The organism is Devosia sp. P1_H9 (genome assembly GCF_056405135.1).
Genome location: NZ_JBFUCQ010000006.1, coordinates 31176 through 53850, shown reverse-complemented (window position 1 = coordinate 53850; position 22675 = coordinate 31176). Strand labels below are relative to the sequence as shown.

Genomic DNA, 22675 nt, shown 5'->3' with positions numbered 1-22675 from the left:
CGCACGGCGTTTAGGGCGCGAAGCATTACTGCTCGTCCGATGGCCAGCAGTTGGGCTCATTGCCTTGAACCGCCTCTGACGACGCCGTTCAGGTTGGCTACAGGAATGACCCGGGCCAAATCAGCAGAGCCAGGGCGGTTCGGCGGTCGGGTTTTGCTTCTTCGCAAAAGAGGAGGGCGGGACCTCGCGGGTCCCGCCCTCAATATTCGATGCGTCGTGGATCAGAGTGCGTGGACGTAGAGCACCGCTGCCTTGCGGCCGACGACCACGCCGACCACGTCATCGGCGCCGTAGCCACCCTGACCGAGCGCCTTGTCCATCTTGTCGTTCTGGGCGATGGCATGGCGCAGGTTCTCGACGCCCAGCTGCTGCTCGATTAGGTTCTTATCGACGCAAACCGGCACGACATCCACGGCGTCCCTGCCGTTGACGCTGGTGATCTGCTTGGCCGTGACCTTGGCCAGGTCGCCGATCTTGGCATCGCAGCGCACGAGGCCCGCGGTATTGCCCGGGATTTCCGGATCGCCGCCCGGCTTGCCCGGCTGGCAGTTCTTCATGCAGCCCTCTTCAGCGATCTCCGGAATGTCCGGGCCGCCGCAGTTCAGCATGCACCCTTCTTCGGCAACGTCCGGTTCGTCGCACTCGACCACGTGGCAGAACGGATCGAAGGGTTCGCCCACTTCGGAATCGCCATCGTCGCAATCGATGGTACAGCCACCGCCGCCGCCAGGGATGGTAGAAGTCGGCTGGGCGTAAGCAGGCATCGCAAAGGCGGCAAGGCCGATGGCAGTCACCATGGCCAGCAGAATGAGTTTCAGGTTCATGATTTTTCTCAACAGGTTTGGTTGCCCGGCGGCACCCTCTGCCGCCGTTCGCCACGCTCTCGGCGCGTCGTTGGGGCGGAACTAGTGCTGGGCGTTTGAACTGCTGGTGAGAGCCGTATTCAGAGATCGTTCATCATCGGACCGCGGCGGAAGTGGCGCAGACTGTCATCGATCAGGGACAGGGACAGGCGCCGGCGGCGCCCGTCCGTGGCTAACGATCAGCGATGATCGTCGAAGCGGTGGACATAGAGGCTGATGGTGTCGTCGCCCATCATCTTCACGGCAAACACGTCGTCCGCGTGGTAGCCCTTCTCGCCGAGCATGTCGACGAGCACATCGTTCTGGGCGATGGAGGTGCGCAGGTAATCCGCATTGCCGTCCGAGCGCATCAGGTCGGAGGTGGGGCAGAACTCGGTGACCCAGACGCGATAGTTATTGTCGACGCCAAGCACTTCGGCGGGGAACACGCGCTTCAGGTGGCCGAGTTGTTCGCCACAGCTTTCGCCGTGTTTGCTATCCTGGCCCGGGCAACGCGGGCCAGCGGTACAGGGCTGCGGTTGGGCGAGGGCGGGGAGAATAGAGGCCGAACTCAGCGTAATGGCCGCAATTGCAGCCAGCATGACCTTGGACATTTCAGTCTCCTGTGGTGGTGCGGCAGCTTCGCCGCGGCAGTTCCTTTCCAGTTCGGGGCGCTGGTGCCCTGTGACGCTTTGAGCGTGATGCCAGATGGCATCGGACCCAACGCCGGCCGGCATCGCGTGCCGGTTCGGCGTCAGGGTTTATTGTAGCACTTCTGGGAGGTTAGCGGTCGAAGTGGTGGACGTAGAGGCTGATGGTGTCGTCACCCATCATCTTCACCGCGAACACGTCGTCGTAGTGGAAACCCTTTTCGCCGAGCATGTCGAGGAGCACGTCGTTCTGGGCGATGGAGGTGCGAAGGTAGGCCGCGTTACCGTCCGAGCGCATCAGTTCGGAGGCGGGGCACAACTCGGTGACCCAGACGCGGTAGTGATTGTCGACGCCAAGCACTTCGGCGGGGAACACGCGCTTCAGGTGGCCGAGCTGGTCGCTGCAGGACGGCTCGTTGTTTTCGTGTCCGCAGCGCTGACGCGGACAGTCTGTGCTCTGTGCAAGAGCGGGGAGGACGGAAGCAGAAGTCAAGGTAGCAACCGCGAGTGCGGCCATGGCAAGCTTGTTCATTTCAGTCTCCTGATGGGGGCGGCGGGGTGCTGGCCCGCACGTCGAGTCCTTTTTCAATGTTGAGGGGTCGCGATGAAGCGAACCGCCTCCTTGACGCTGGAGACGAGGCTGCGCCAACCGGCTTGAACCGGCCGTGACAAGTGCGTTCAGGCTCGTGACAGAATGGGTGCAACCCGTGCTAGGCTCAGGGCAAATCAGTTCGGGAGGATGAGGAAATGGCCAAGGTTCTGGTGACGGGCGGCAGCGGTAAGCTCGGGCGGGCGGTGCTCAAGGACCTGGTGACCAACGGCTACTCCGTCCTCAACATCGACCAGCAGATGCCCAAGGACCCGATCTGCCCTACCGTCCGCATCGACCTCACGGATTTCGGCCAGGTGGCACAGGCGATCATGGGCGGCGTCGATGAGCGCAAGGGCCCGTTCGACGCAGTGGTCCACCTCGCCGCCATCCCGGCGCCCGGCCTCTTCGCCAACAGCCGCACCGTCGCGAACAACGTGCCCACCAGCTACAACGTGTTCGAAGCCTGCCGCCTCGCCGGCATCAAGAACGTCGTCTTCGCCTCGAGCGAAACCGTGCTCGGCCTCCCCTTCGAAACCCCGCCTCCCTACGTGCCGGTCGATGAGGAGTATTTTCCGCGCCCCGAGAGCGCCTATTCGCTCGGCAAGCTCCTCGACGAGACCATGGCGGCGCAGTTCTGCCGCTGGGACCCCGAGCTCAAGATCGTCGGCCTGCGTTTTTCCAACGTCATGGATGTCGAGGACTACAAGGCGTTCCCCGGCTTCGACGCCGACCCGAAGCTGCGCAAGTGGAACCTCTGGGGCTATATCGACGCCCGCGACGGGGCACAGGCCGTGCGCCGCGGCATCGAGGCCGAGTTCAAGGGCTTCGAGCCCTTCATCATCGCCAACCACGATACGGTGATGAGCCGCTCCAACATGTCGCTGATGGCCGAAGTGTTCCCGAACGTGCCGCACAAGCGCGAGCTCAGCCAGAACGGCACGCTGCTCTCGATCGACAAGGCCCGCCGCTTGCTCGACTACAACCCGCAGCACAGCTGGCGGAACCACGTCTGATGATCCTGCTCGGGGGTCACGGCCTGCCCGTTGGCAGCGACGACCCACACGCCTTCGCCCACGCCCACCGCGAGTTCGGCTACGGCGCCGCCTACGTGCCGGAGGTGTCGATCAACGACACGGCCCGGCTCGTCGATATCGAGCAGGCCTTTGCCGAGGCCGATGTCGTCCTCGCCGAGATCGGCATCTGGCGCAACCTCGTCTCCCCCGACGAAGCAGTACGGAAGACCAACCTCGCCTACGCAGTCGAGCGCCTCGCCATCGCCGATGCGGTCGGCGCCGGCTGCGCGGTCAGCTACATTGGCTCGTTCAAGGCCGGCACCGATTATGCCCCGGCCGCCGAGAACATGGGCCGCGAGGCGTTCGACGCCTCAGTCGAGACCGTCCGCTACCTGCTCGACACCGTGAAGCCCACCCGCGCCAAATTCGCGCTCGAGATGATGCAGTATTCCCTGCCCGACAGTGTCGACAGCTATGTCGAGCTGATCCGCGCCATCGACCGGCCGATGTTCGGTGCGCATTTCGATCCGGTGAACCTTATCATGACGCCACGGGTGTATTTCGATAACGCCGCACTGATCCGCGAGTGCTTCGACAAGCTCGGGCAATGGGTGGTCTCGTGCCACGCCAAGGACATCAAGCTCCACCACCAGGCGGCGCTGCATCTCGACGAGGTGCAGATCGGCGAGGGCGTGCTCGACTACCGCACCTATCTCACTGAGCTCGACCGGCTGCCGCGCGAGGTGCCGCTGATGTTCGAACACCTCGAGGGCGAGGCCTACGCCGTGGCCCGCGACCGCATTTTCGCCGTCGGCGACGCGGTCGGCGTACGTTTCGCGGTGCGGCCCTGACATTCACTCCTTGGTGATTTGCCGCATTCCGGCCCACAGTACTGCGTTGCTAGCCTCAACCGACCACGACGACTGGAGCCGCCATTGGGCGCCTATATCCTGAGACGCTTGCTCCTGATGATCCCGACGCTGTTCGGCATCATGGTGGTCTCCTTCGTCATCGTGCAGTTTGCTCCCGGCGGACCGGTGGAGCAGGTCATCGCCCAGATGTCCGGACAGAATGTCAGCGCCACTGAGCGCGTCACCGGCAGCCAGCAGGGCGACTTCTCCGGCCAGCAGACCGCCGAGGCGAAGGATACGTCCGACGTCAACTCGACCTATCGCGGTGCCCGCGGCCTCAGGCCGGAAATCCTCGAGCGGATCAAGAAGCAGTTCGGCTTCGACAAGCCGCCGCTCGAGCGCTTCGTCACCATGATCTGGAACTATGCCCGCTTCGATTTCGGCAACAGCTACTTCCGCGATATCTCGGTCATCGACCTGATCAAGGAGAAGCTGCCCGTTTCCATCACGCTGGGCCTGTGGATGACGCTGCTCGGCTACGGCGTCTCGATTCCGCTCGGCATCGCCAAGGCCCTTCGCGACGGCTCGCGCTTCGACATCTGGACCTCGTCCATCGTCATCGTCGGCTACGCGCTGCCCGGCTTTCTCATCGCCGTGCTGCTGATCGTGCTGTTCGCCGGCGGCAGTTTCTGGAACATCTTTCCGCTGCGAGGGCTGGTATCCGAGAACTTCGCCGACCTCCCCTGGTACCGCCAGATCCTCGATTACTTTTGGCATGTCACCCTGCCGATCACCGCCATGGCGGTCGGTGGCTTCGCTACGGTGACGCTCCTCACCAAGAACTCCTTCCTCGAGGAAATCCGCAAGCAGTACGTCACCACCGCCCGCGCCAAGGGCCTGAACGACCGGCAGGTGCTGTACCGGCACGTGTTCCGCAACGCCATGCTGCTGGTCATCGCCAGCTTCCCGGCGGCGTTCATCTCGGCCTTCTTCGGCGGCTCGCTGCTGATCGAGACGATCTTCTCGCTCGATGGCCTTGGGCTCCTCGGCTTCCAGTCGGTGCTCAACCGCGATTACTCAGTGGTGTTCGCGACGCTCTACGTCTTCTCGTTGATGGGTCTCGTCATCGGGCTGGTCTCGGACCTGATGTACATGTGGATCGATCCGCGCATTGATTTCGAAAGCCGGGAAGTCTGATGCACGCCAGCCTAGCGGGCGCCCGCTCCCCCTTCCTCGTCTTTGCTCCGGCCGATCAGGCTCGTTCGGCGCCAGTGCTCTCGCCGATCAACGAGCGCCGGCTCAAGGTGTTCAACGCCAATCGCCGTGGCGTCTGGTCGCTGTGGATCTTCCTCGTCCTGTTCATCCTCACCATGTTCGCCGAGCTGATCGCCAACGATCGGCCGCTGGTGGTGAGCTACAAGGGCGAGCTGCTGTTCCCGGTGGTCGTCGCCTACCCCGAAACCAAGTTCGGTGGCTTCCTCGCAGAAACGATCTATCGCGACCCCTTCATCGCCGACGAGATCAACGCCAATGGCTGGATGTTCTGGCCGCCGATCCGCTACTCCTACGGCACGGTCGACGAATCCCTCACCGGCGCGGTGCCCTCGAAGCCATCCTGGCTGCAGACCGCCGAGGAGCGCTGCGCGTTCTACCCCGGCGGGGTGGACGACCCCTCCTGCAACATCGGCAACTTCCACTGGCTCGGCACCGACGACCAGGGCCGCGACGTGCTGGCCCGGCTGATCTACGGCTTCCGCATCTCGGTGCTGTTCGGGCTGATCCTGACCGTGCTCTCCTCGGTTGTCGGCATCGGCGCCGGCGCACTGCAGGGCTATCTCGGCGGCTGGGTCGATCTCATCGCGCAGCGCCTGATCGAGATCTGGACCTCGGTGCCCTCGCTTTATCTGCTGCTGATCATTTCCAGCATCATCGCCCCAAGCTTCTGGGTGCTGCTCGGCATCCTGCTGCTGTTCTCGTGGACGGCGCTGGTCGGCATCGTCCGGGCGGAATTCCTGCGCGCCCGCAACTTCGAATATGTCGCCGCCGCCCGCGCGCTCGGCGTTTCCAACCTCAAGATCATGGTCGGGCACCTGTTGCCCAACGCCATGGTCGCCACCCTCACCTTCATGCCGTTCATCCTCGCCGGCTCGGTCACCACCCTGACGGCCCTCGACTTCCTCGGCTTCGGCCTGCCCGTTGGCTCGCCGTCGCTGGGTGAGTTGCTGAGCCAGGGAAAGGACAACCTTTCGGCATGGTGGCTCGGCATCACCGGCTTCTTCACCGTCTCCCTGATCCTTACCCTCCTCGTCTTCATCGGCGAGGCGGTGCGCGATGCGTTCGATCCGCGCAAGACCTTCGCGGGGACACGTTGATGCAAGGGCCGCTGCTCCAGGTTGACGACCTGCACGTCGATTTCCAGACCGAGCACGGGCAGATGCACGCCGTGCGCGGCGTCTCCTTCGACATCCACGTCGGCCAGACCGTAGCGCTGGTCGGCGAGAGCGGCTCCGGCAAATCGGTCACGGCGCTATCGATCCTCCGCCTCCTGCCCTATCCGGCCGCGTCGCACCCAAAGGGCCGCGTCCTGTTCAACGGCGAGGACCTGCTGCACGCCGAAGACAAGGCCATCCGTGCCGTGCGCGGCAACGCCATCTCGATGATCTTCCAGGAGCCGATGAGTTCGCTCAACCCGCTCCACACCGTCGAGCGGCAGGTGAGCGAGGCGTTGATCCTCCATCGCGGCATGCGGAAGGCCGCAGCGCGCGCCCGCACCATCGAGTTGCTGACCGAGGTGGGCATCCCCGACCCGGTCTCGCGCCTCGACGATTTCCCGCACCAGCTCTCCGGCGGCCAGCGTCAGCGCGTCATGATCGCCATGGCGCTCGCCAATGAGCCGAAGCTGTTGATCGCCGACGAGCCGACCACCGCGCTCGACGTCACCGTGCAGGCGCAGATCCTCGAACTGCTGATGTCGCTGCAGCAGAAGCGCGAGATGGCGATCCTGTTCATCACCCACGACCTCGCCATTGTCCGCCGCATGGCCGAGATCACCCACGTGATGACCGAGGGCAAGATCGTCGAGTCGGGCCGCACCGAAACTATCTTCGCCGACCCGCAGCACGCCTACACCAGGAAGCTGCTGGCAGCCGAACCGAAGGGCGATCCCCCGACGCCAGCCGCCGATGCCGAACAGATCGTCGCCGCCGAAAAGCTGCGCGTCTGGTTCCCGATCAAGCGCGGTTTCTTCCGCCGCACCGTCGGCCACATCAAGGCGGTCGACGACGTCGACATCACCATCCGTCGCGGCGAGACGCTCGGCGTCGTCGGCGAATCCGGTTCAGGCAAGACCACGCTCGGCCGCGCCCTGCTCCGCCTCATCGGTTCGGAGGGCCGCATCGTCTATCTGGGCCGCGACATCGAGAAGCTCTCCTGGGGCGCCATGCGGCCGCTCCGCAAGGACCTGCAGATCGTCTTCCAGGATCCGTTCGGCTCGCTCAGCCCCCGCATGTCGGTGGCCGAGATCATTGCCGAGGGCCTCGCGGTCCACGCGCCGCAACTTCGCCCGGCCGAGCGCGACGCCCGCGTCGTCCGCGCCCTCACGGAAGTCGGGCTCGATCCGGAAGCCCGCTTTCGCTACCCGCACGAGTTCTCCGGTGGCCAGCGCCAGCGCATCGCCATCGCCCGCGCCATGGTGCTCGAACCGAAATTCGTCGTCCTCGACGAGCCCACTTCCGCGCTCGACATGAGTGTCCAGGCGCAGGTCGTCGACCTCCTGCGCGAGCTGCAGCATCGGCACGGCCTCACCTACCTGTTCATCTCGCATGACCTCCGCGTCGTACGCGCCCTCGCCAACCAGGTGATGGTGATGCGCAACGGCAAGGTGGTCGAGCACGGCCCGGCCGCCGAAATCTTCGCCGCCCCGAAATCCGACTACACCAAGGCCCTGATGGCCGCCGCCTTCGCCGTCGAAGCCGTGCCGACGCCCGAGGTGGCGCAGTGATTGCCCTGGGGTCCGGCGCAAACAGACCCCCACCCCTGTCCCCTCCCGCTAAGAATGGGGAGGGAGACCCACTCTCTGAGATCGAGGCTAGCGTCTCCCTCCCCCTGTTGAGGGGGAGGGGACAGGGGTGGGGGTCAGCCCGCACCGGCCGGAAGCGACCCACCTCGATTCCCGCCACAATCCCCCCTAAGCTCAGCCAACACGTTCTCCCCCGAATGGAGGCCTTCATGCACAAGCTAGCCGCCCTCACCCTCGCCGCGCTCCTCGCGTTCAGCCCGGCGATCGCCCAGGACAAGGTCTGGCACCACGCCGGCTCGCTGATCGGCGAACCCAAATATCCCGAAGGCTTCCAGAAGTTCGACTACGTGAACACCGATGCGCCAGTCGGCGGCGTCGTGCGGTTGAGCTCAATGGGCGGCTTCGACACCTTCAACCCGATCCTGCCCCAGGGCGAACCCGCCGACGGCATCGGCCTCGTCTTCGAGACACTGACCACCCCGTCGCTCGACGAGAACTCCACCCAGTACGGCAACCTCGCCGAAGCTTTCAGCTACCCCAACGATTTCTCCTCGGTCACCTTCCGGATGAACCCACGCGCCAAATGGGCCGACGGCGAGCCGGTCACCGCCGAGGACGTGGTGTGGACCTTCAACAAGGTCATCGAGCTGAATCCCAGCCAGGCCAACTACTTCGCCAACGTCAAGAAGGCCGAGGTCACCGCGCCGGGCGAAGTCACCTTCACCTTCGACCAGGGCGGCAACCGCGAACTGCCGCATATCATGGGCCAACTGATCGTCCTGCCGCAGCACTGGTGGGAGGGCACCGGCGCCGACGGCAAGCCGCGCGATATCGCCCACTCCACCCTGGAGCCGCCGATGGGCTCGGGCCCCTACAAGCTCGCCAGCTTCTCCCCCGGCGCCTCGATCACCTACGAGCGCGATCCCAACTACTGGGGCCTCAAAGAGCCGTTCAATATCGGCCAGAACAACTTCCAGGAGATCAAGTACGAGTATTTCCGCGACACCACTGCCGAGTTCGAAGGCTTCAAGGGCGACGAATTCGACTGGTGGGACGAGAACCTCGCCCTGCGCTGGCAGAATGATTACAACTTCCCGGCCGTCACCGACGGCAAGGTGATCAAGGAGCTGTTCGAGAACGCCTATCGCGGCTCCGGCATCCTCGTCGGGTTCGTGCCGAACCTGCGCAAACCCCTGTTCCAGAGCGAAGCACTGCGCGAAGCGATGCTCTACGCCTTCGACTTCGAGGAGCTCGACAAGCTCCGCTTCTTCGGCCAGTACGACCGCATCAACAGCTTCTTTTACGGCACCGAATTCGCCTCTTCCGGCCTGCCGCAGGGCGAGGAGCTCGAGATCCTCAATTCGGTCAAGGACCTCGTCCCCGCGACGGTGTTCACCACCGAGTACAAGAACCCGGTCAACGGCGACACCACCAAGCTCCGCAACAGCCTCCGCACGGCCAACGAGATCCTCACCAAGGCGGGCTACACGCTGAGCGGCAACCAGCTGATGACTCCCGACGGCCAGCCGGTGACGTTCGAGATCCTCCTCAACGGCCCAACCATCGAGCCCATCGCCACGGCGTTCCAGACCAACCTCAAGCGCCTCGGCATCAACGCGAGCATCCGCTCTGTGGATTCGCCGCAGTACATCGAGCGCGTGCAGAACCACGACTTCGACATGATCTACACAGGCTGGGCGCAGTCGCTCTCCCCCGGCAACGAGCAACGCGATTTCTGGGGCTCGGCCTCCGCCGCGCAGAACGACAGCCGCAACTATGGCGGCATTTCCGACAAGGGCGTCGACGCCCTGATCGACAAGATCGTCTTCGCCGACGACCGCGAAACCCTCATCGCCGCCACCCGCGCGCTAGACCGCGTCCTGCTCGCCCACCACTACGTGACGCCCACCTACACCCTCCGCAAATCCCGCATCGCCCGCTGGGACCGCTTCAGCCACCCGGCCGAGCTGCCGGAGTTCTCGATCGGCTTCCCGACAGTGTGGTGGTACGACGAAGCGAAGGCGGCAAAGACCGGGGCGGCGAAGAACTAGGGCGGCGCGCCCACCGGCCGTCATCCCGGCGAAAGCCGGGACCCACTGCTCGATGGTTGGATAGGCGCAGGCCCATCCGGTCCATCACAGCAAGGTCGGAGAGGTTGGTGCACGTGGAGCGGTCAGCGCACTGGGTCCCGGCTTTCGCCGGGATGACGTCCTATGGATGATGAGATGAGCTGCCTCACCCCCTCAAATCAAACCACCCAATCCCCTTCACCGCGGCCTCGTCCACGGCGTCCTCATACCCCGCATCCGCATACCGCATCACGCCGAGCCCCGTGTCATTGGTCAGCGCATGGCTCAACCGCGCATCCCCCGCTTCGGTCCCATCCGCTACCAGCGTCACGCCCGCCGAGGTCATGTACCCCGCATACCCGCCGCCGCCCGAGTGGATCACCACCAGGTCCGCCATCGACGAAGCGAGCAGCATCGCATCCAGCAGCGGCCAGTCGGCGATTGCGTCCGAGCCGTCCTTCATGTTCTCGGTCATGATGTTCGGATGCGCCATCGCCCCGGCATCGAGATGATCGCGCGAGAACGCCACTGGCCCCGCCAGTTCACCCGACCGCACCAGCGCATTCACCGCCAGCGCCAGCGCCGTCCGCTCGCCGTGCCCCAGCCACGCAATCCGCGCCGGCAACCCCTCGAACGGCACATACTGCCGCGCCAGCCGGATCCAGTTGGTGACGATCCGGTTGTTCGGGAACATCTCCAGCACCAGCTCGTCGATCCGCGCGATATCCGACGCCTCGCCCGACAGCGCCATCCAGCGAAACGGCCCGATCGCCCGCGCGAACAGCGGCCTGAGATACGCCTCGGTGAAGATCGGGATGTCGAACGCGTTCTCCACCCCCGCTTGCTTCGCCTGCGTGCGGATCAAATTGCCATTGTCGAACACCTCGGCGCCCGCCTGCTGGAACCCCAGCATCGCCCGCACATGGTCGGCAATCGAGGCCCGGCTCGCCGCCATCAGCTGCCCCTGCCCGTCCACCCGCAGCCGCCGCACCTCCTCGAGGCTCATGCCCTTGGGCACGTAGCCGTAGACGAGGTCGTGCGCGCTGGTCTGGTCGGTGACGATGTCGGGAATGATCCCCCGCCGCAAAATCTCCGGGTAGACCTCCGCAGCATTGGCCACCAAGCCAACCGACAGCGCCCGCTTGTCCCGCACCGCCGCCTCGATCAGCGCCAGCGCAGTATCCAGATCCGGCGCGATCTCCTCGAGGTAGCCGATCTCCTTCCGCCGCCGCGCCCGCTCCGGATCGACATCGACATCGAGGATCGCCGCCCCCGCCATGCGCCCGGCGAGCGGCTGCGCCCCGCCCATGCCACCCATCCCGGCGGTCAGGATGAACCGCCCGGCGAGCGAACCGCCAAAGCGCTTCTCGGCGATGCGCATGAAGATCTCATAGGTGCCCTGGATCACCCCCTGGCTGCCGATGTACTGCCACGCCCCGGCAGTCAGCCCGCCCCAGGCGATCAGCCCCTTCTTCTCGAGCTCGTAGAACACCTCGGCCTTGGCCCACTGCCCCACGATGTTGCAGTTCGCCATGATCACCAGCGGCGCCTGCGCATGGGTCTTGAACAGCCCGATCGGCTTACCGGACTGGATGACCAGCGTCTGGTCCTCGTCCATCGTCATCAGCGTCTCGACGATCTTTTTGTGCGCCGCCCAATTCCGCGCCGCCTTCCCCAGCGCCGCATAGACGATCAGCTTTTCCGGGTCCTCGCCAACGCTCAGCACGTTCTCGAGCAGGCGGAGAAGCGCCTCCTGCCGCCAGCCTTTGGCGCGCAGGATCGGACCGGATGGAATGGGGAAATTCGGATGGCGGGGATTGGGTTTTGGCATGGTCTAGCCTTGTAACCCGAGACGGCAGTGCCCGAAAGACACCCCACCCTGTCCCCTCCCCGGGGGGTACTCTTCCCGCACCAGCCTATCAGCGTCGGAGCCCGGCTACTCCCAGCCCTTCCGAGCCTTCTTCTTCCGCTTCACGCCGTCGAGCGCGTATTTCGCCAACTCGATGCCCATCGCCTTCTCCACCGGCGGGTATACCGCCGGATCGAGCACCGAGGACGACAGCGGGATCACCTTCTTGGGCACGTGCAGCACGAACACGAACATCCCCTCGCGCAGCTGCCCGGCGCTCAGCGGCTGCCCCGCCGCATCCAGCGTCGCAATCACGTCGGGGAAAGTCGCGAGCCGGTTGCCCCCGGCATCGTCGATCGCCATGTACTCGTTCATGGTATGGATGGTGACTGCCTTGTCGCCCTCACCCAGCACGAACCGGCCGATATCGAAGGCCTCCTTGGTGTAGACGAGGTCCTTCTTCGTCACCGGCCCCTTCACCAGGATCGTGCCGCCCGTCGCCTTGACGATGGCGTCGATCACCGCCGAGCCGCCCTTTTTCTCCGCCGCGATGATCGCCTCGCCGAGGCTCAGCGCCAGCGAAATCCCGCCCAACGCCGCGTTGCGCCGCACATATTTGGCGCGCAGCGGATTACGGCACGAGGCGATGAACCCGCCCGACATGTCCGCCGCGGTGCGGAGGATCGGCGAGATCTTCGCCGTCGCGCCCTTCACCACCAGCTCGATGTAGCGGTTTTCGTCGCGGTTGCCGCCCACGGCGGTCTGGATCATCTGCTTGGGACTGCCGGCCATGCCGATCGAGCCCATGTCGCCGGTCGGGTGCGCGCGGATATCGCCCACCGCATCCACCACCTTGGTGCCGAGAATGGCGCTCGGCAGCCAGGCGTTCAGCGTCGAGCTCTTGCCGTTCTGCCCGATCATCAGGCCGCTGAGCTTGTCGCCCAACGCCTTCTCCAGCAGCTTCACCGCCTTGACGTAATCGACGCCGCGCATCTCCCACGGCGTGGTCGAAGCCGGCGCGCCGATCGCAGCAGCGGTCGCCACCCAGTCGCGCGGCTCCAGTTCCTCGATGTCCACCAGCTCGGGCTTGCCGACGCTCACTGCCGCATAGCCGAGCATCCGGCCATGATCGGCCCAGCCCCCGCCCCCCGCGGCATAGACGGAGCCGCCCTTCACCGCGGCTTCCACATCCTTCTCGGTCAATACGCGACCCATACTACAAGTCCTTATCGAGCCTCTTCACCGCTTCCAGCAGCACCGCGGCGCCCAGCGCCACATCCGCCGTTTCGGCATATTCCTCCGGCGCATGACTGCGGCCGCCCAAGCACGGGATGAAGATCATCGCCGCCTTGGTCACCCGCGCCATCCATGCCGTGTCGTGCCCGGCGCCCGAGGCCATGCGGCGATGGCGCGCCCCCACGGCCACGGCTGCCGCGTCCAGCGTATCAAGCACGAACGGGTCGCAAGGCGTTGGCAAATTGTCGGAAATGGTCAATGGCGGCTCTATCGCCACCCCGGTCGCGGCTGATGTCGCGTTAACGAGCACAGCCAGTTCGGCAACGAACTTTTCCATGTCCTCCCGCCGCTCGGCCCGCGCATCGATCAGCAGCCGCGCCCTAGATGGCACCACGTTCGCCGCACCCGGTTCGATCGAGAACTCGCCCACCGTCGCCGCGAAATGGAACCGGCCCTTACTGAGCACCGTGCCGAGTTCCTCGATCCCCACCACCAGCCGCGCCGCCGTGGTCAGCGCATCCTGCCGCGAGCCCATCGGCGTCGTCCCGGCATGATCGGCCTGCCCGTTCACCACCACCTCGATCCGGGTGATTCCGGCAATTGCCGCCACCACGCCGATATCGAGATGCCCATCCTCCAGCACCGGCCCCTGCTCGATATGCAGCTCGAGGAACGCCGCGATATCCTCGCGCTTTTCGAGCTTGTTCGGATTGCCGCCAACCTCGGCAATCCCCTCGCGCAGCGTCAGTTCATCGACGCGCCGATCCAGCCACTCCGCCGGCCGCACCCCAGCCATGCCGCGGCTCCCGACGCACGACACCCCAAAGATCGACACCTCCTCGGCGAGGAAGTCGACGATCTCCAGATTATGCTCCAGCACCACGCCCTGGTCGTGCAACGCCCGCGCCACCTCCAGCGCCGCCGACACCCCGGCGATGCCATCAAACCGCCCGCCGTCGGGCACGGTATCGGAGTGCGAGCCGAGCATGATGGTGCGTTTGCCGCCGCGCCCCGGCCGTCGCCCGATCAGGTTGCCGGACGCATCAATCCGCGTCTCCAGACCCGCCGCCTCGAACCGGCGGACGAGCCACTCCCGCCCGCGCAGGAACATCGGGGTAAAGGCGCGCCGCGTGTACGGCCGTCCGGGCTCGGTGATCTCGGCGAGGGTGGCGATGTCCTCGGCGATGCGGGCTTCCTGCGTGGGGAGGTTTCGGGTCACGGTCGCACCCACCGCCCTACCCCAGGCTCAGCTACCAAGGTCCCATCAAACACCTGTTTCCCCCGCAACCAAGTCCCCGCCACCGTCCACGGCAGCGTAATCCCGTTGTACGGGCTCCACCCCACCACGTTGTGCCCCGACCGCGCCGCGTCGTACACGACCGGCCGATCCACCAGCACCGTGATATCCGCATCCTTCCCCGCCTCGAGCGCCCCCTTCTGCCCGAGCCGGAAGTGCCGTGCCGGATTGGCCGCCATCAGCTTCGCCGCCCAGGTCAGCGACACCCCACGCTCCAGCGCCCCTTTCACGAACAGCGGCACCATCGCCTCCAGCCCCGGCACGCCCGAGGCGTTCGCCAGCATGTCCGGATTGGTCTTCCGATCCTCCGACCAGCTCACGTGGTCGGTCGAGACCAGCGTCACATTCCCCGCCGCCACCTGCCGCCACAGCGCTTCCACCTCGGCGCGCGGCCTTATCGGCGGGTTGATCTTGGCCTTGCCGCCCAGACGCCGGACGTCGCTCTCCTCGTCGAGCGTCAGATAGTGGATGCAGCACTCGATGGTCGCCCCAAACCCGCGCGCCCGATAGTCGGCCGCGATGTCGTAGCCGCGGCTCAGCGAGCAGTGCACGACATGCGCGTCGCATCCGGTCTGTGCCCCGGTCTCGTAGATCTGCAGCGTCGCCAGCAATTCGGTCAGCGGCGGCCGGCTCATGCCATGCGCCCGCCAGTCGGTGATCCCCGAGGCCTTGACTGCCGCCATCGCGGCGCGAACGCTCTCGTCGTCCTCGTTGTGCACGCCCGCCGTCAGCCCGGTCTTCGCCACCTCGGCGAACGCCTCGGCCAACAGCGGCGGCGAAATCCGCGGGAAGCGCACTGGATCCGTCCCGAAAGTCGAGAACTTGAACGCCGCGACGCCTGCCGCCGCCTGCTCGGCAATCCGGCTCGCCCCGTCCTCCGGGTTGATCGTGCCGTAGAGCGCGAAATCCACCCGCGCCTGCGGTTCAGCATGCGCCACCTTGATCCTTACCGCCTCGGCCGAGCACACGAGGTTGCCCTCGTCATAGGGCATGTCGACAATCGTCGTGACCCCACCCGCCGCCGCCGAGCGGGTCGACCAGATGAAATCCTCCTGGTTCTTCTGGCTCAGCGAATGGGTCTGCGCGTCGATCGCCCCGGGCAGGATCAGCCCGTTGCCGAAATCGTGCCGCTCATGCGCATGCGGGGCGACGCCCTCGCCCACATGCACGACCTTGCCGTCGCGCACCGCGACATAGCCGCCCTCGATGATCATCGAAGGCAGCACCACCGTGCCGGCGAGGACGAGATCGAAATCGGACATCTGAGTTCCCTACGATTGCTGCCGACGCTGACCGGTGCGAGCCATCAGCATCCGCTCGAGCGCCGAAAGCGCATCATAGATCAGAACCGCCATCACGCCGACCACCAGACCGCCCTGCGCGATGAAGGCGAGATTGTTCGAGAGCAGCCCGGCGATGATCACCTCACCCAGCGTACTCGCGGCCACAGTCGAGCCGATTGTCGCCGTCGCCACCGAAATCACCACCGAGAGCCTGATGCCCGCGAGGATCACCGGCGTCGCCAGCGGCAGTTCGACACCAAGCAGCCTCTGCCGGTCGGTCATCCCCACCCCGCGCGCCGCCTCGGTCACCGCCGGCGGTAACGTCGTCAGCCCGGTCAGCGCATTCTCGAAGATCGGCAGCAGCCCGTAGAGGAATAGCGCCACCAGCGTCGGCGCCGCCCCGAACCCCAGCACCGGCACCGCCAGCGCCAGCACCGCCACCGGCGGGAAGGTCTGGCCGATATTGGCGAGCGAGCGGCTCAGCGGCAGGAACTCCGCCCCGAACGGCCGGGTCACGAGGATGGCCAGCCCCACCGCCAGCAGGGTCGAGGCAATCGTCGCGATCGCAACGATGGTCAGATGGCTCAGCGTCAGGTTGAGCAGCGAGTTCTGCACATAGATCGCCGGCTGCCCGTTCTTGGTCAGCGGCTGGAACACCCAGGCGAAGCTCTCGGGCGTGACGATGAACGCCACCAGCAGCGCGAGGACGACCAGCCGGATGATCAACCCGAGCCTCATTGCGGGCGCTCGGCCTTGTGGGCGATGTCGTCGCGGCGGATGCGGCCGATGCTGGTGCCATCGGCGTCGATCACCGGCAGCATCTCGCGCCCGGTCCACAGCAGCTCCGCGTAGGCGTCGCGCAACGAGGCGTCGGCCGAGATCGGCTCGCCCTGCGCCGGGCCGGCTTCCACCAGGTCGCGGACCCTGCCCAACGACAGCAGCCGGAACGGCCGCTCACCGGTGCCGATCAGCTCGGCGACGAACGGCGTCGCCGGCCGGGCGATGATCTCGTCGGGCGGCGCGTATTGCAGGAGCTTCCCCTTATCCATCACGGCGATCTTGGTGCCGAGGTGGATCGCCTCCTCCATGTCATGCGTCACCAAGACGATCGTGGTGCCGAACCGCTTCTGAATCGCCAGCAAATCCGACTGCGCCTTGGCACGGATGATCGGGTCGAGCGCACCGAACGGTTCGTCCATCAGCAGCAGTTTCGGCTCCGCCGCCAGCGCCCGCGCCACCCCGACGCGCTGCTGCTGGCCGCCCGAAAGCTCGCTCGGCATCCGGTCACGAAATTCCGCGGGCTCGAGTTGGAACAAGCTCAAAAGCTCATCAACCCTTTGCATAGATTTCTGCTTGTCCCAGCCAAGCAGCGTCGGCACCGTGGCGATGTTCTGCCCCACCGTCCGATGCGGAAACAGCCCATGCCCCTGGATCGCATAGCCGATCCGGCGCCGCAGTTCGAACGCCGGAACCGCCCGCGTATCCTCGCCGTCGATCTTCACCATCCCCGAAGTCGGCTCGATCAACCTGTTGATCATCCTCAACAAAGTCGTCTTGCCCGACCCCGACGTGCCGACGATCACCGCAAGCTCACCGTCCGCGACGGTCAGGCTCACGTGGTCGACCACTGTCAGCTCGAGATAGTCCTTGGTGAGGGCCTCGATCTCAATCACGGTGCATATCCTTGGGTGAGACCATTTCCACAACAGAATCAAGCACTACGGCCGCTGCAAAGGCCAGCGCCACGGTCGGCACGGCGCCCAGCAGCACCAGGTCCATCGCCGTCTGCCCGACGCCCTGGAACACGAACACCCCGAACCCGCCGCCGCCGATCAGCGCAGCAATGGTGGCGAGCCCGATGTTCTGCACCAGCACAATCCGGATGCCGGTGAGGATCACCGGAAAGGCCAGCGGAAACTCCACCGTCGTCAACCGCTGCCAGTCCGTCATCCCCATGCCCTTGGCCGCGTCATTGGCGGCCGGCGGCACATTGTCGAGGCCGACCACGGTGTTAGCCACCACCGGCAGCAGCGAATAGGCAAACAGCGCCACCATCGCCGGCGCCGCGCCAATGCCGGAAATGCCGACTGCGGAGGCGCCCGGAATGTTCGCCGCCACCCACGCCAGCGGCGCGATCAGCAGCCCGAACAGCGCGATCGACGGAATGGTCTGGATGGCGTTCAGCACATTCAGCACCGGCGCCCGCCACGCATCGCTGCGGTGGCAAAGGATGCCGATGGGAATACCAGCGACCGTCGCCGCCGCGAGCGAGCCGAGCGCCAGCGCCAGATGCGTCTGCGCCTCGCGCCAGAAGGTGTCGCCGCGGTTGAAATACTCGCGCAGGATCGACAGGTCGTTGAGCGTGCCGGAAACGAGCAGCACCGCGAAGAACACCGCCACCGCCGCCAGCACGCCGATCCGCATCCACGGCTTCAGCTTCAATCGCGCGATGGCGTCAGCCGCCAGCAGCGCGAAGGCAAAGATCAGCAGCCAGAAGCCGCCACCTGGTGAAACGCGGGCAATCTTGTCTCCCGGCGGCGTCAGGAACGTGCCGGCATGGCCGATAGCGATGAACAGCAGCGCCAGCACCACCAAGCTCGTCGCCAACCGCCACAGCGTCGGCGTCCGGAACAACGCGATGCCGATGCCAGCCACCAGCACCAACCCCAGCAACACTGCCTCCCACCCGGGCAGCGCAACGAATATCCCCTTCGATTCCCCCAGCACGATCCGGTTGGCGCGAAACGCCGCGAACGGCAGGAACGACGCGACAGCCGCCAGCCCCGCGATCAGCACGCCGAGCTTATCGACGGCGAACGGCAACCGGCCAGCTTGGGGAACCGCGATGTCTGTCATGGTGTCCGTTCGCTCATCGCGAAAACATTAGGGGTGGGCAGTATTCCTGCCCACCCCCAAAATGCACTGTCTGCGCCAAGGCTTACTTCAGGAAGCCGTTGGTCTTCAGCCAGTCGATGGCGACGTCCTTAGCAGCTTCGCCGCCGACCTGGATGCGGCCGTTGAGCGTCTGCAGCGTCGCGAGGTCGAGCTTGGCGAACACCGGCTTCAGCAGCTCTTCGATCTGCGGGTTAGCCTTAAGCACCGCTTCACGGATGATCGGCGCCGGCTCGTAGACCGGCTGCACGCCCTTGTCGTCGGTCATCACGACCAGACCGGAGGGGGCAATGCCACCGTCGGTGCCGTAGACCATCGCGGCGTTGACGCCGTTGGTCTGCTGCGCGGCCGCAGCAATCGTCGCCGCGGTGTCACCGCCCGAGAGCGTCACCAGCTGGTCGGGCTTCAGCGTGAAGCCGTAGACTTCCTGGAACTTCGGGAGGGCGGCGGGGGACGAAACGAACTCGGCCGAGGCCGCCAGCTTGATGTTTCCACCACCGGCAATGTACTTGCCGAGATCGGAGAACGTCGCGAGCTTGTTGGCGTCGGCCACATCCTTGCGAACCGCCACGGCCCAGGTGTTATTGGCCGTAGCGGGCGACAGCCAGACGATCTTGTTGGCGTCGTAGTCGAGCTTCTTGGCCTCTTCATAGGCCTTCGCGGCGTCGTTCCACAGCGGGTCGTCGGCCTTCTCGAAGAAGAACGCGGCGTTGCCGGTGTATTCGGGGTAGATGTCGATCTCGCCGGCGGTAATTGCCTGGCGGACGACGGGCGTACCGCCGAGCTGGATTTTCTCGGTTACGGCGACGCCATTGGCCTGCAGCACCTGGCTGATGATGTTGCCGAGCAAGCCACCTTCGGTATCGATCTTCGACGACACGACGACCTGGGCGTTGGCCGCGGTCACCGTGAAGGCCAGCGCCGCAACGGCGCCGAGCAGTTTCTTCGAAAGCATGATGGTCTCCTTATTGTTCCGGCCGCCGTGCACGATCCCTAGGGCCGGAATTGGCGCCAAACCTATACGGGCGCCAAGGAAAAGTCATACTCCGGCATGCTACGTGACGGGGCCGAGCGCGAAAAACTCGTCCAGTGCAGGAATGGGTGCGTGGGAAATCAGTTCCGCCATTGCCTGTTCGGAACCGAGATCGCTTTCGATGATTTCCACCTCGGCGGAAAGTGGCCGGTCGATTTCGTAGAACGCCGCGTGCTTGCGCACCTTCTCGTAGATCATCCCCGGCACGCCACTCGGCCGGTCGCCGTGAATGTCCATCGCCTGCGCCGCCAGCAGCCCCTCGAGCGCCGCGAGACGCCTTAGCGCCCGGACCTGCCGCTCCAACCGCTCGACCACCAGCGGCAGGAACGACACCTCGTCCTCGAGCCCTGCGGCCACCACGAGCGATTGCGCCGAGACCGGCATTGCCATCGACAGCGCCCGCGCAAACAGCTCGCCCGCCAGCTTGATGATCGGGCCGAAGCCGGTGGCAATCGCGCCGCGCGGCACCAGGTTGATCGGCAGGTCGCGCCGCGCTCCGTTGCTCAGCAGCACGCACCGGTTGAACGAGTTGCGCGCCGCATGCGCCAGCGCCAGTTGCGCGGTCTGCAGATAGATCGTCACATCGAGCGGCAACGAGCCGCCCGAGGTCAGCACCTGCCCATCGACCACCACCGGGTTGTCGTCGGTGCGGCCGGTAGCGGCCAGAACCGTCCGCCCCGCCACCAGCAGCGTGTCGAACACCGAGCCGAACACCTGCGCCATCATGCGCAGCGACAGCGGATCCTGGATGTGGGTGGCGTTCGGCCAGTCCCAGCCCATGGCGTTGTGATAAAGCCACGCGCCGATCTCGGCCTCGCGCTCGGTCCCCACATGCGCCACAGCCTTCCACGGGTCGCGCGACGCACCCAACGCCCCGGCCGTGGTGAGGCTCGTCGCCAGCAGCATGCGCACCGCCGACGCTGCCGAACGCACCGCCTCGGCCGCGGCCGCAAAGCCAACGGCATTGACGCTGATCGAGGCGAGGCTGTCGCGCGGCGCCATACGGCAAGGTGCCAATCCGGCTTCAGCGAGCGCGGCTTCGGCTGACATCCGGCGGTTCTGGTACACCGCCTCGCCGACGCCGGTCAGCACGGCGCCGATCTGGCCCATCAGCCCAATATCGGCGGTGCCGATCGAGCCGGTACGCCGCACCACCGGCACCACATCCCTGTCGAGCAGCGCCAGATACGCGTCAACGAGCGCGCGAGAGCACCCCACCCGCCCGGTCAGCGCCGTGTTGACGCGGATCGCCATGGCGCTGCGCACCACCGAGTTGGGAAACGGCGCGCCGGTGCCGAAATGGTGGGCGCGCACCAGCCCGAGATTGAAGGTCTCGAGCTGCTCAGGCGTCCACTCGACGTCCTTCATCGCCCCAACGCCGGTATTGGCGCCATACACCGACTCACCGCGCGCGAGCTTGTCGTCGACCACCTTCCGCGCCACGTCGACACGCGCCATGGCGACGGGATCGGCCTCGAGCGAAACCGCACGCGCGCCGATACGCGCCAGGCTCGAAAAGCTCATGGGCTTGCCATTGAGCGAGAGGGTATCGGTTTGGGTCTGAAACTGCTGCATATACAGGGATTAGCGGGTTGCCAGGGGGAGCGCAACACGACCGACCGTGCGTGCGGCCGCTCCCTCCACCGGCTACGCCGGTCCCACTCCCCCGCTTCGCAAGGGAGGATCAAGGCGAGATCGTGCCACAGCGGGATCCTCCACCGTGAAACGGGGGAGGGGGACCACCCAAAGGGTGGTGGAGGGGGCGACCAAGCGCGCTGGATTACTGCGGCAGCGGATACCGCTCCACCTCACGCAGCAGCTCGATGAACCCGTCGACCGCCGTCTCGACGGTGATGCGCCCCTTGTCCGCTGTCGCCAGGTGCGCCTCGCCCGCCGCCCCCAGCGGGTGGATATCGCTGGCGATCCAGGCGTAGCTCAACATGCCGGTCGGCCGCAGGTATTTGTAGCCCTGCTCGTCACGCTGCGCGACCGACGGGAAATCCTGCAGTGCCTCGCGGTTCACCAGTTCGGGCCGGAAATGCATCACCAGCGAGGTCTCGCTGTCGCCGCCATGGATTCCGAAGCGGTTCTCGATGTCGGAATAGATGTCCTTGGGCCAGAAATGGCTCCAGCCGGCCTTCACCGCCAGCATGTTCTGCCGGACCCGCAGCTCGCGCGCCACGATGTCGAGGATCGACACGTTCCCGCCATGGCTGTTGACGAACACCACCTTTTTGATGCCGGTCCGCGCGATCTCCAGCCCGATCTGCGTCCAGGCGTCGATCAGGTTGGTTGCCGTGCCGCTCAGTGTGCCCTTCTGCCAGATGTGCTCGTTGGATTTGCCGATCGCCTGCACCGGCAGGATGCGGATATCGAGATCCGCCGGCGCGCGCTGCACCAACAGGTCGAGATGGCCCTGGTTGATGATCGTGTCGGTGCCCACCGGCAAATGCGGGCCGTGCTGCTCCACCGCCGCCACCGGGAACACCGCGATCGTCTTGTTCGGATCGAGGCCATGGAATTGGTTGGCGGAGAAGTCGTTCCACCAGATCTTGCGATAGCTCATGTGAAGTCTTTCAGTCAGCTGGGGATCGCGGCGATCGCTTCGATCTCGACGACGAATTCCGGCCGCGCGAATCCCGTCACGATCATCAGCGTAGAGGCCGGAAACGGCTCCGGAAACAGCTCGTTGCGCACCTTCATGTACTCGGCCAAGTGCTCGCGGCCGGTAACGAACGCATTGAGCTTCACCACATCGCCAAAGCCCATGCCGGCCTCCGCCAGCACGGCGGCAATGTTGTCGAAACAGACGCGCGTCTGGCCCGCGCAATCGGGGGGAATCGTGCCGTCGGCGGTGATCCCGACCTGGCCGGAACAGAAGACGTAGCGCGAACGCGAACTGACCTCGACACCGAGGCTGTAGCGCGAAAACGCCGGATGAATCGATGAAGGCGAAAGCGGCTTATGCACAGGACCCCCGGTGTGTATGCTCAGCTAAGCGTCAAACGAGGGCGAATGAAAGCCCCAATCTAATCCTTATTGCCTATTCT

General features: G+C 65.5%; 20 protein-coding genes. 6 read left to right on the top strand and 14 right to left on the bottom strand.

The features are described 5' to 3' along the window. Positions 1-221: 221 nt before the first annotated feature. From AC1DYL_RS12680 to AC1DYL_RS12670, 3 genes are all read right to left on the bottom strand, one after another. Complete coding sequence (locus AC1DYL_RS12680; protein ID WP_477173406.1) at positions 222-824, bottom strand: hypothetical protein; 603 nt, start codon at positions 822-824, stop codon at positions 222-224. A 218-nt stretch (positions 825-1042) separates the two neighbouring features. Beyond that, positions 1043-1456: a hypothetical protein gene (locus AC1DYL_RS12675; protein ID WP_477173405.1), complete on the bottom strand. Its 414-nt coding sequence runs from the start codon at positions 1454-1456 to the stop codon at positions 1043-1045. 169 nt (positions 1457-1625) lie between these two features. Then, positions 1626-2024, bottom strand: a complete 399-nt coding sequence (locus tag AC1DYL_RS12670; RefSeq protein WP_477173404.1) for a hypothetical protein — start codon at positions 2022-2024, stop codon at positions 1626-1628. Positions 2025-2239: 215 nt separating this feature from the next. Here AC1DYL_RS12670 and AC1DYL_RS12665 point away from each other — a divergent pair, with 215 nt between their 5' ends. The 6 genes from AC1DYL_RS12665 (at position 2240) to AC1DYL_RS12640 (ending at position 10017) form a co-directional block, all read left to right on the top strand. Next, entirely contained in the window at positions 2240-3097 is an 858-nt protein-coding gene (locus AC1DYL_RS12665) for an NAD-dependent epimerase/dehydratase family protein (protein ID WP_477150115.1), read from the top strand. Next, complete coding sequence (locus AC1DYL_RS12660) at positions 3097-3948, top strand: sugar phosphate isomerase/epimerase family protein (RefSeq protein ID WP_477173403.1); 852 nt, start codon at positions 3097-3099, stop codon at positions 3946-3948. The genes AC1DYL_RS12665 and AC1DYL_RS12660 overlap by 1 nt, the downstream gene beginning before the upstream one ends. A gap of 84 nt (positions 3949-4032) precedes the next feature. Next, positions 4033-5145: a microcin C ABC transporter permease YejB gene (locus AC1DYL_RS12655; RefSeq protein ID WP_477173402.1), complete on the top strand. Its 1113-nt coding sequence runs from the start codon at positions 4033-4035 to the stop codon at positions 5143-5145. After that, complete coding sequence (locus AC1DYL_RS12650) at positions 5145-6320, top strand: ABC transporter permease (RefSeq protein ID WP_477173401.1); 1176 nt, start codon at positions 5145-5147, stop codon at positions 6318-6320. Before AC1DYL_RS12655 ends, AC1DYL_RS12650 begins: the two co-directional genes overlap by 1 nt. Continuing rightward, positions 6317-7948 carry an ABC transporter ATP-binding protein gene (locus AC1DYL_RS12645; protein WP_477173400.1) on the top strand — a complete coding sequence of 544 codons (1632 nt, stop codon included), beginning with the start codon at positions 6317-6319 and terminating at the stop codon, positions 7946-7948. Before AC1DYL_RS12650 ends, AC1DYL_RS12645 begins: the two co-directional genes overlap by 4 nt. A 227-nt stretch (positions 7949-8175) precedes the next feature. Further along, a complete protein-coding gene (locus AC1DYL_RS12640) occupies positions 8176-10017 on the top strand; it encodes an extracellular solute-binding protein (protein WP_477173399.1) in 1842 nt (613 codons plus the stop codon). 184 nt (positions 10018-10201) lie between these two features. Here AC1DYL_RS12640 and AC1DYL_RS12635 read toward each other — a convergent pair whose 3' ends face one another. The 11 genes from AC1DYL_RS12635 to AC1DYL_RS12585 all read right to left on the bottom strand — a co-directional run bounded on the left by AC1DYL_RS12635 (position 10202) and on the right by AC1DYL_RS12585 (position 22595). After that, positions 10202-11866, bottom strand: coding sequence for a urocanate hydratase (locus tag AC1DYL_RS12635; protein ID WP_477173398.1), 1665 nt, complete (start codon positions 11864-11866; stop codon positions 10202-10204). Between the two features lie 105 nt (positions 11867-11971). Then, positions 11972-13099 (bottom strand): DUF917 domain-containing protein, encoded by a 1128-nt coding sequence (locus tag AC1DYL_RS12630; RefSeq protein WP_477173397.1) that lies wholly within the window; start codon positions 13097-13099, stop codon positions 11972-11974. A 1-nt stretch (position 13100) separates the two neighbouring features. Further along, a complete protein-coding gene (locus tag AC1DYL_RS12625) occupies positions 13101-14339 on the bottom strand; it encodes a Zn-dependent hydrolase (RefSeq protein WP_477173396.1) in 1239 nt (412 codons plus the stop codon). Further along, a complete protein-coding gene (locus AC1DYL_RS12620) occupies positions 14336-15679 on the bottom strand; it encodes a dihydroorotase (protein WP_477173395.1) in 1344 nt (447 codons plus the stop codon). The genes AC1DYL_RS12625 and AC1DYL_RS12620 overlap by 4 nt, the downstream gene beginning before the upstream one ends. A gap of 9 nt (positions 15680-15688) precedes the next feature. Further along, positions 15689-16438, bottom strand: a complete 750-nt coding sequence (locus AC1DYL_RS12615) for an ABC transporter permease (RefSeq protein ID WP_477173394.1) — start codon at positions 16436-16438, stop codon at positions 15689-15691. Beyond that, complete coding sequence (locus AC1DYL_RS12610) at positions 16435-17373, bottom strand: ABC transporter ATP-binding protein (protein WP_477173393.1); 939 nt, start codon at positions 17371-17373, stop codon at positions 16435-16437. The genes AC1DYL_RS12615 and AC1DYL_RS12610 overlap by 4 nt, the downstream gene beginning before the upstream one ends. Continuing rightward, on the bottom strand, positions 17366-18556 hold the full coding sequence (locus AC1DYL_RS12605) for an ABC transporter permease (RefSeq protein ID WP_477173392.1): 1191 nt from the start codon (positions 18554-18556) through the stop codon (positions 17366-17368). Before AC1DYL_RS12605 ends, AC1DYL_RS12610 begins: the two co-directional genes overlap by 8 nt. An 82-nt stretch (positions 18557-18638) precedes the next feature. After that, positions 18639-19547 (bottom strand): glycine betaine ABC transporter substrate-binding protein OsmF, encoded by a 909-nt coding sequence (osmF, locus tag AC1DYL_RS12600; protein WP_477173391.1) that lies wholly within the window; start codon positions 19545-19547, stop codon positions 18639-18641. 99 nt (positions 19548-19646) lie between these two features. After that, positions 19647-21149 carry an aromatic amino acid lyase gene (locus AC1DYL_RS12595; RefSeq protein WP_477173390.1) on the bottom strand — a complete coding sequence of 501 codons (1503 nt, stop codon included), beginning with the start codon at positions 21147-21149 and terminating at the stop codon, positions 19647-19649. Between the two features lie 256 nt (positions 21150-21405). Continuing rightward, positions 21406-22191, bottom strand: coding sequence for a creatininase family protein (locus tag AC1DYL_RS12590; protein WP_477173389.1), 786 nt, complete (start codon positions 22189-22191; stop codon positions 21406-21408). Between the two features lie 14 nt (positions 22192-22205). Then, positions 22206-22595 (bottom strand): RidA family protein, encoded by a 390-nt coding sequence (locus AC1DYL_RS12585; protein WP_477173388.1) that lies wholly within the window; start codon positions 22593-22595, stop codon positions 22206-22208. Between the last annotated feature and the right edge of the window lie 80 nt (positions 22596-22675).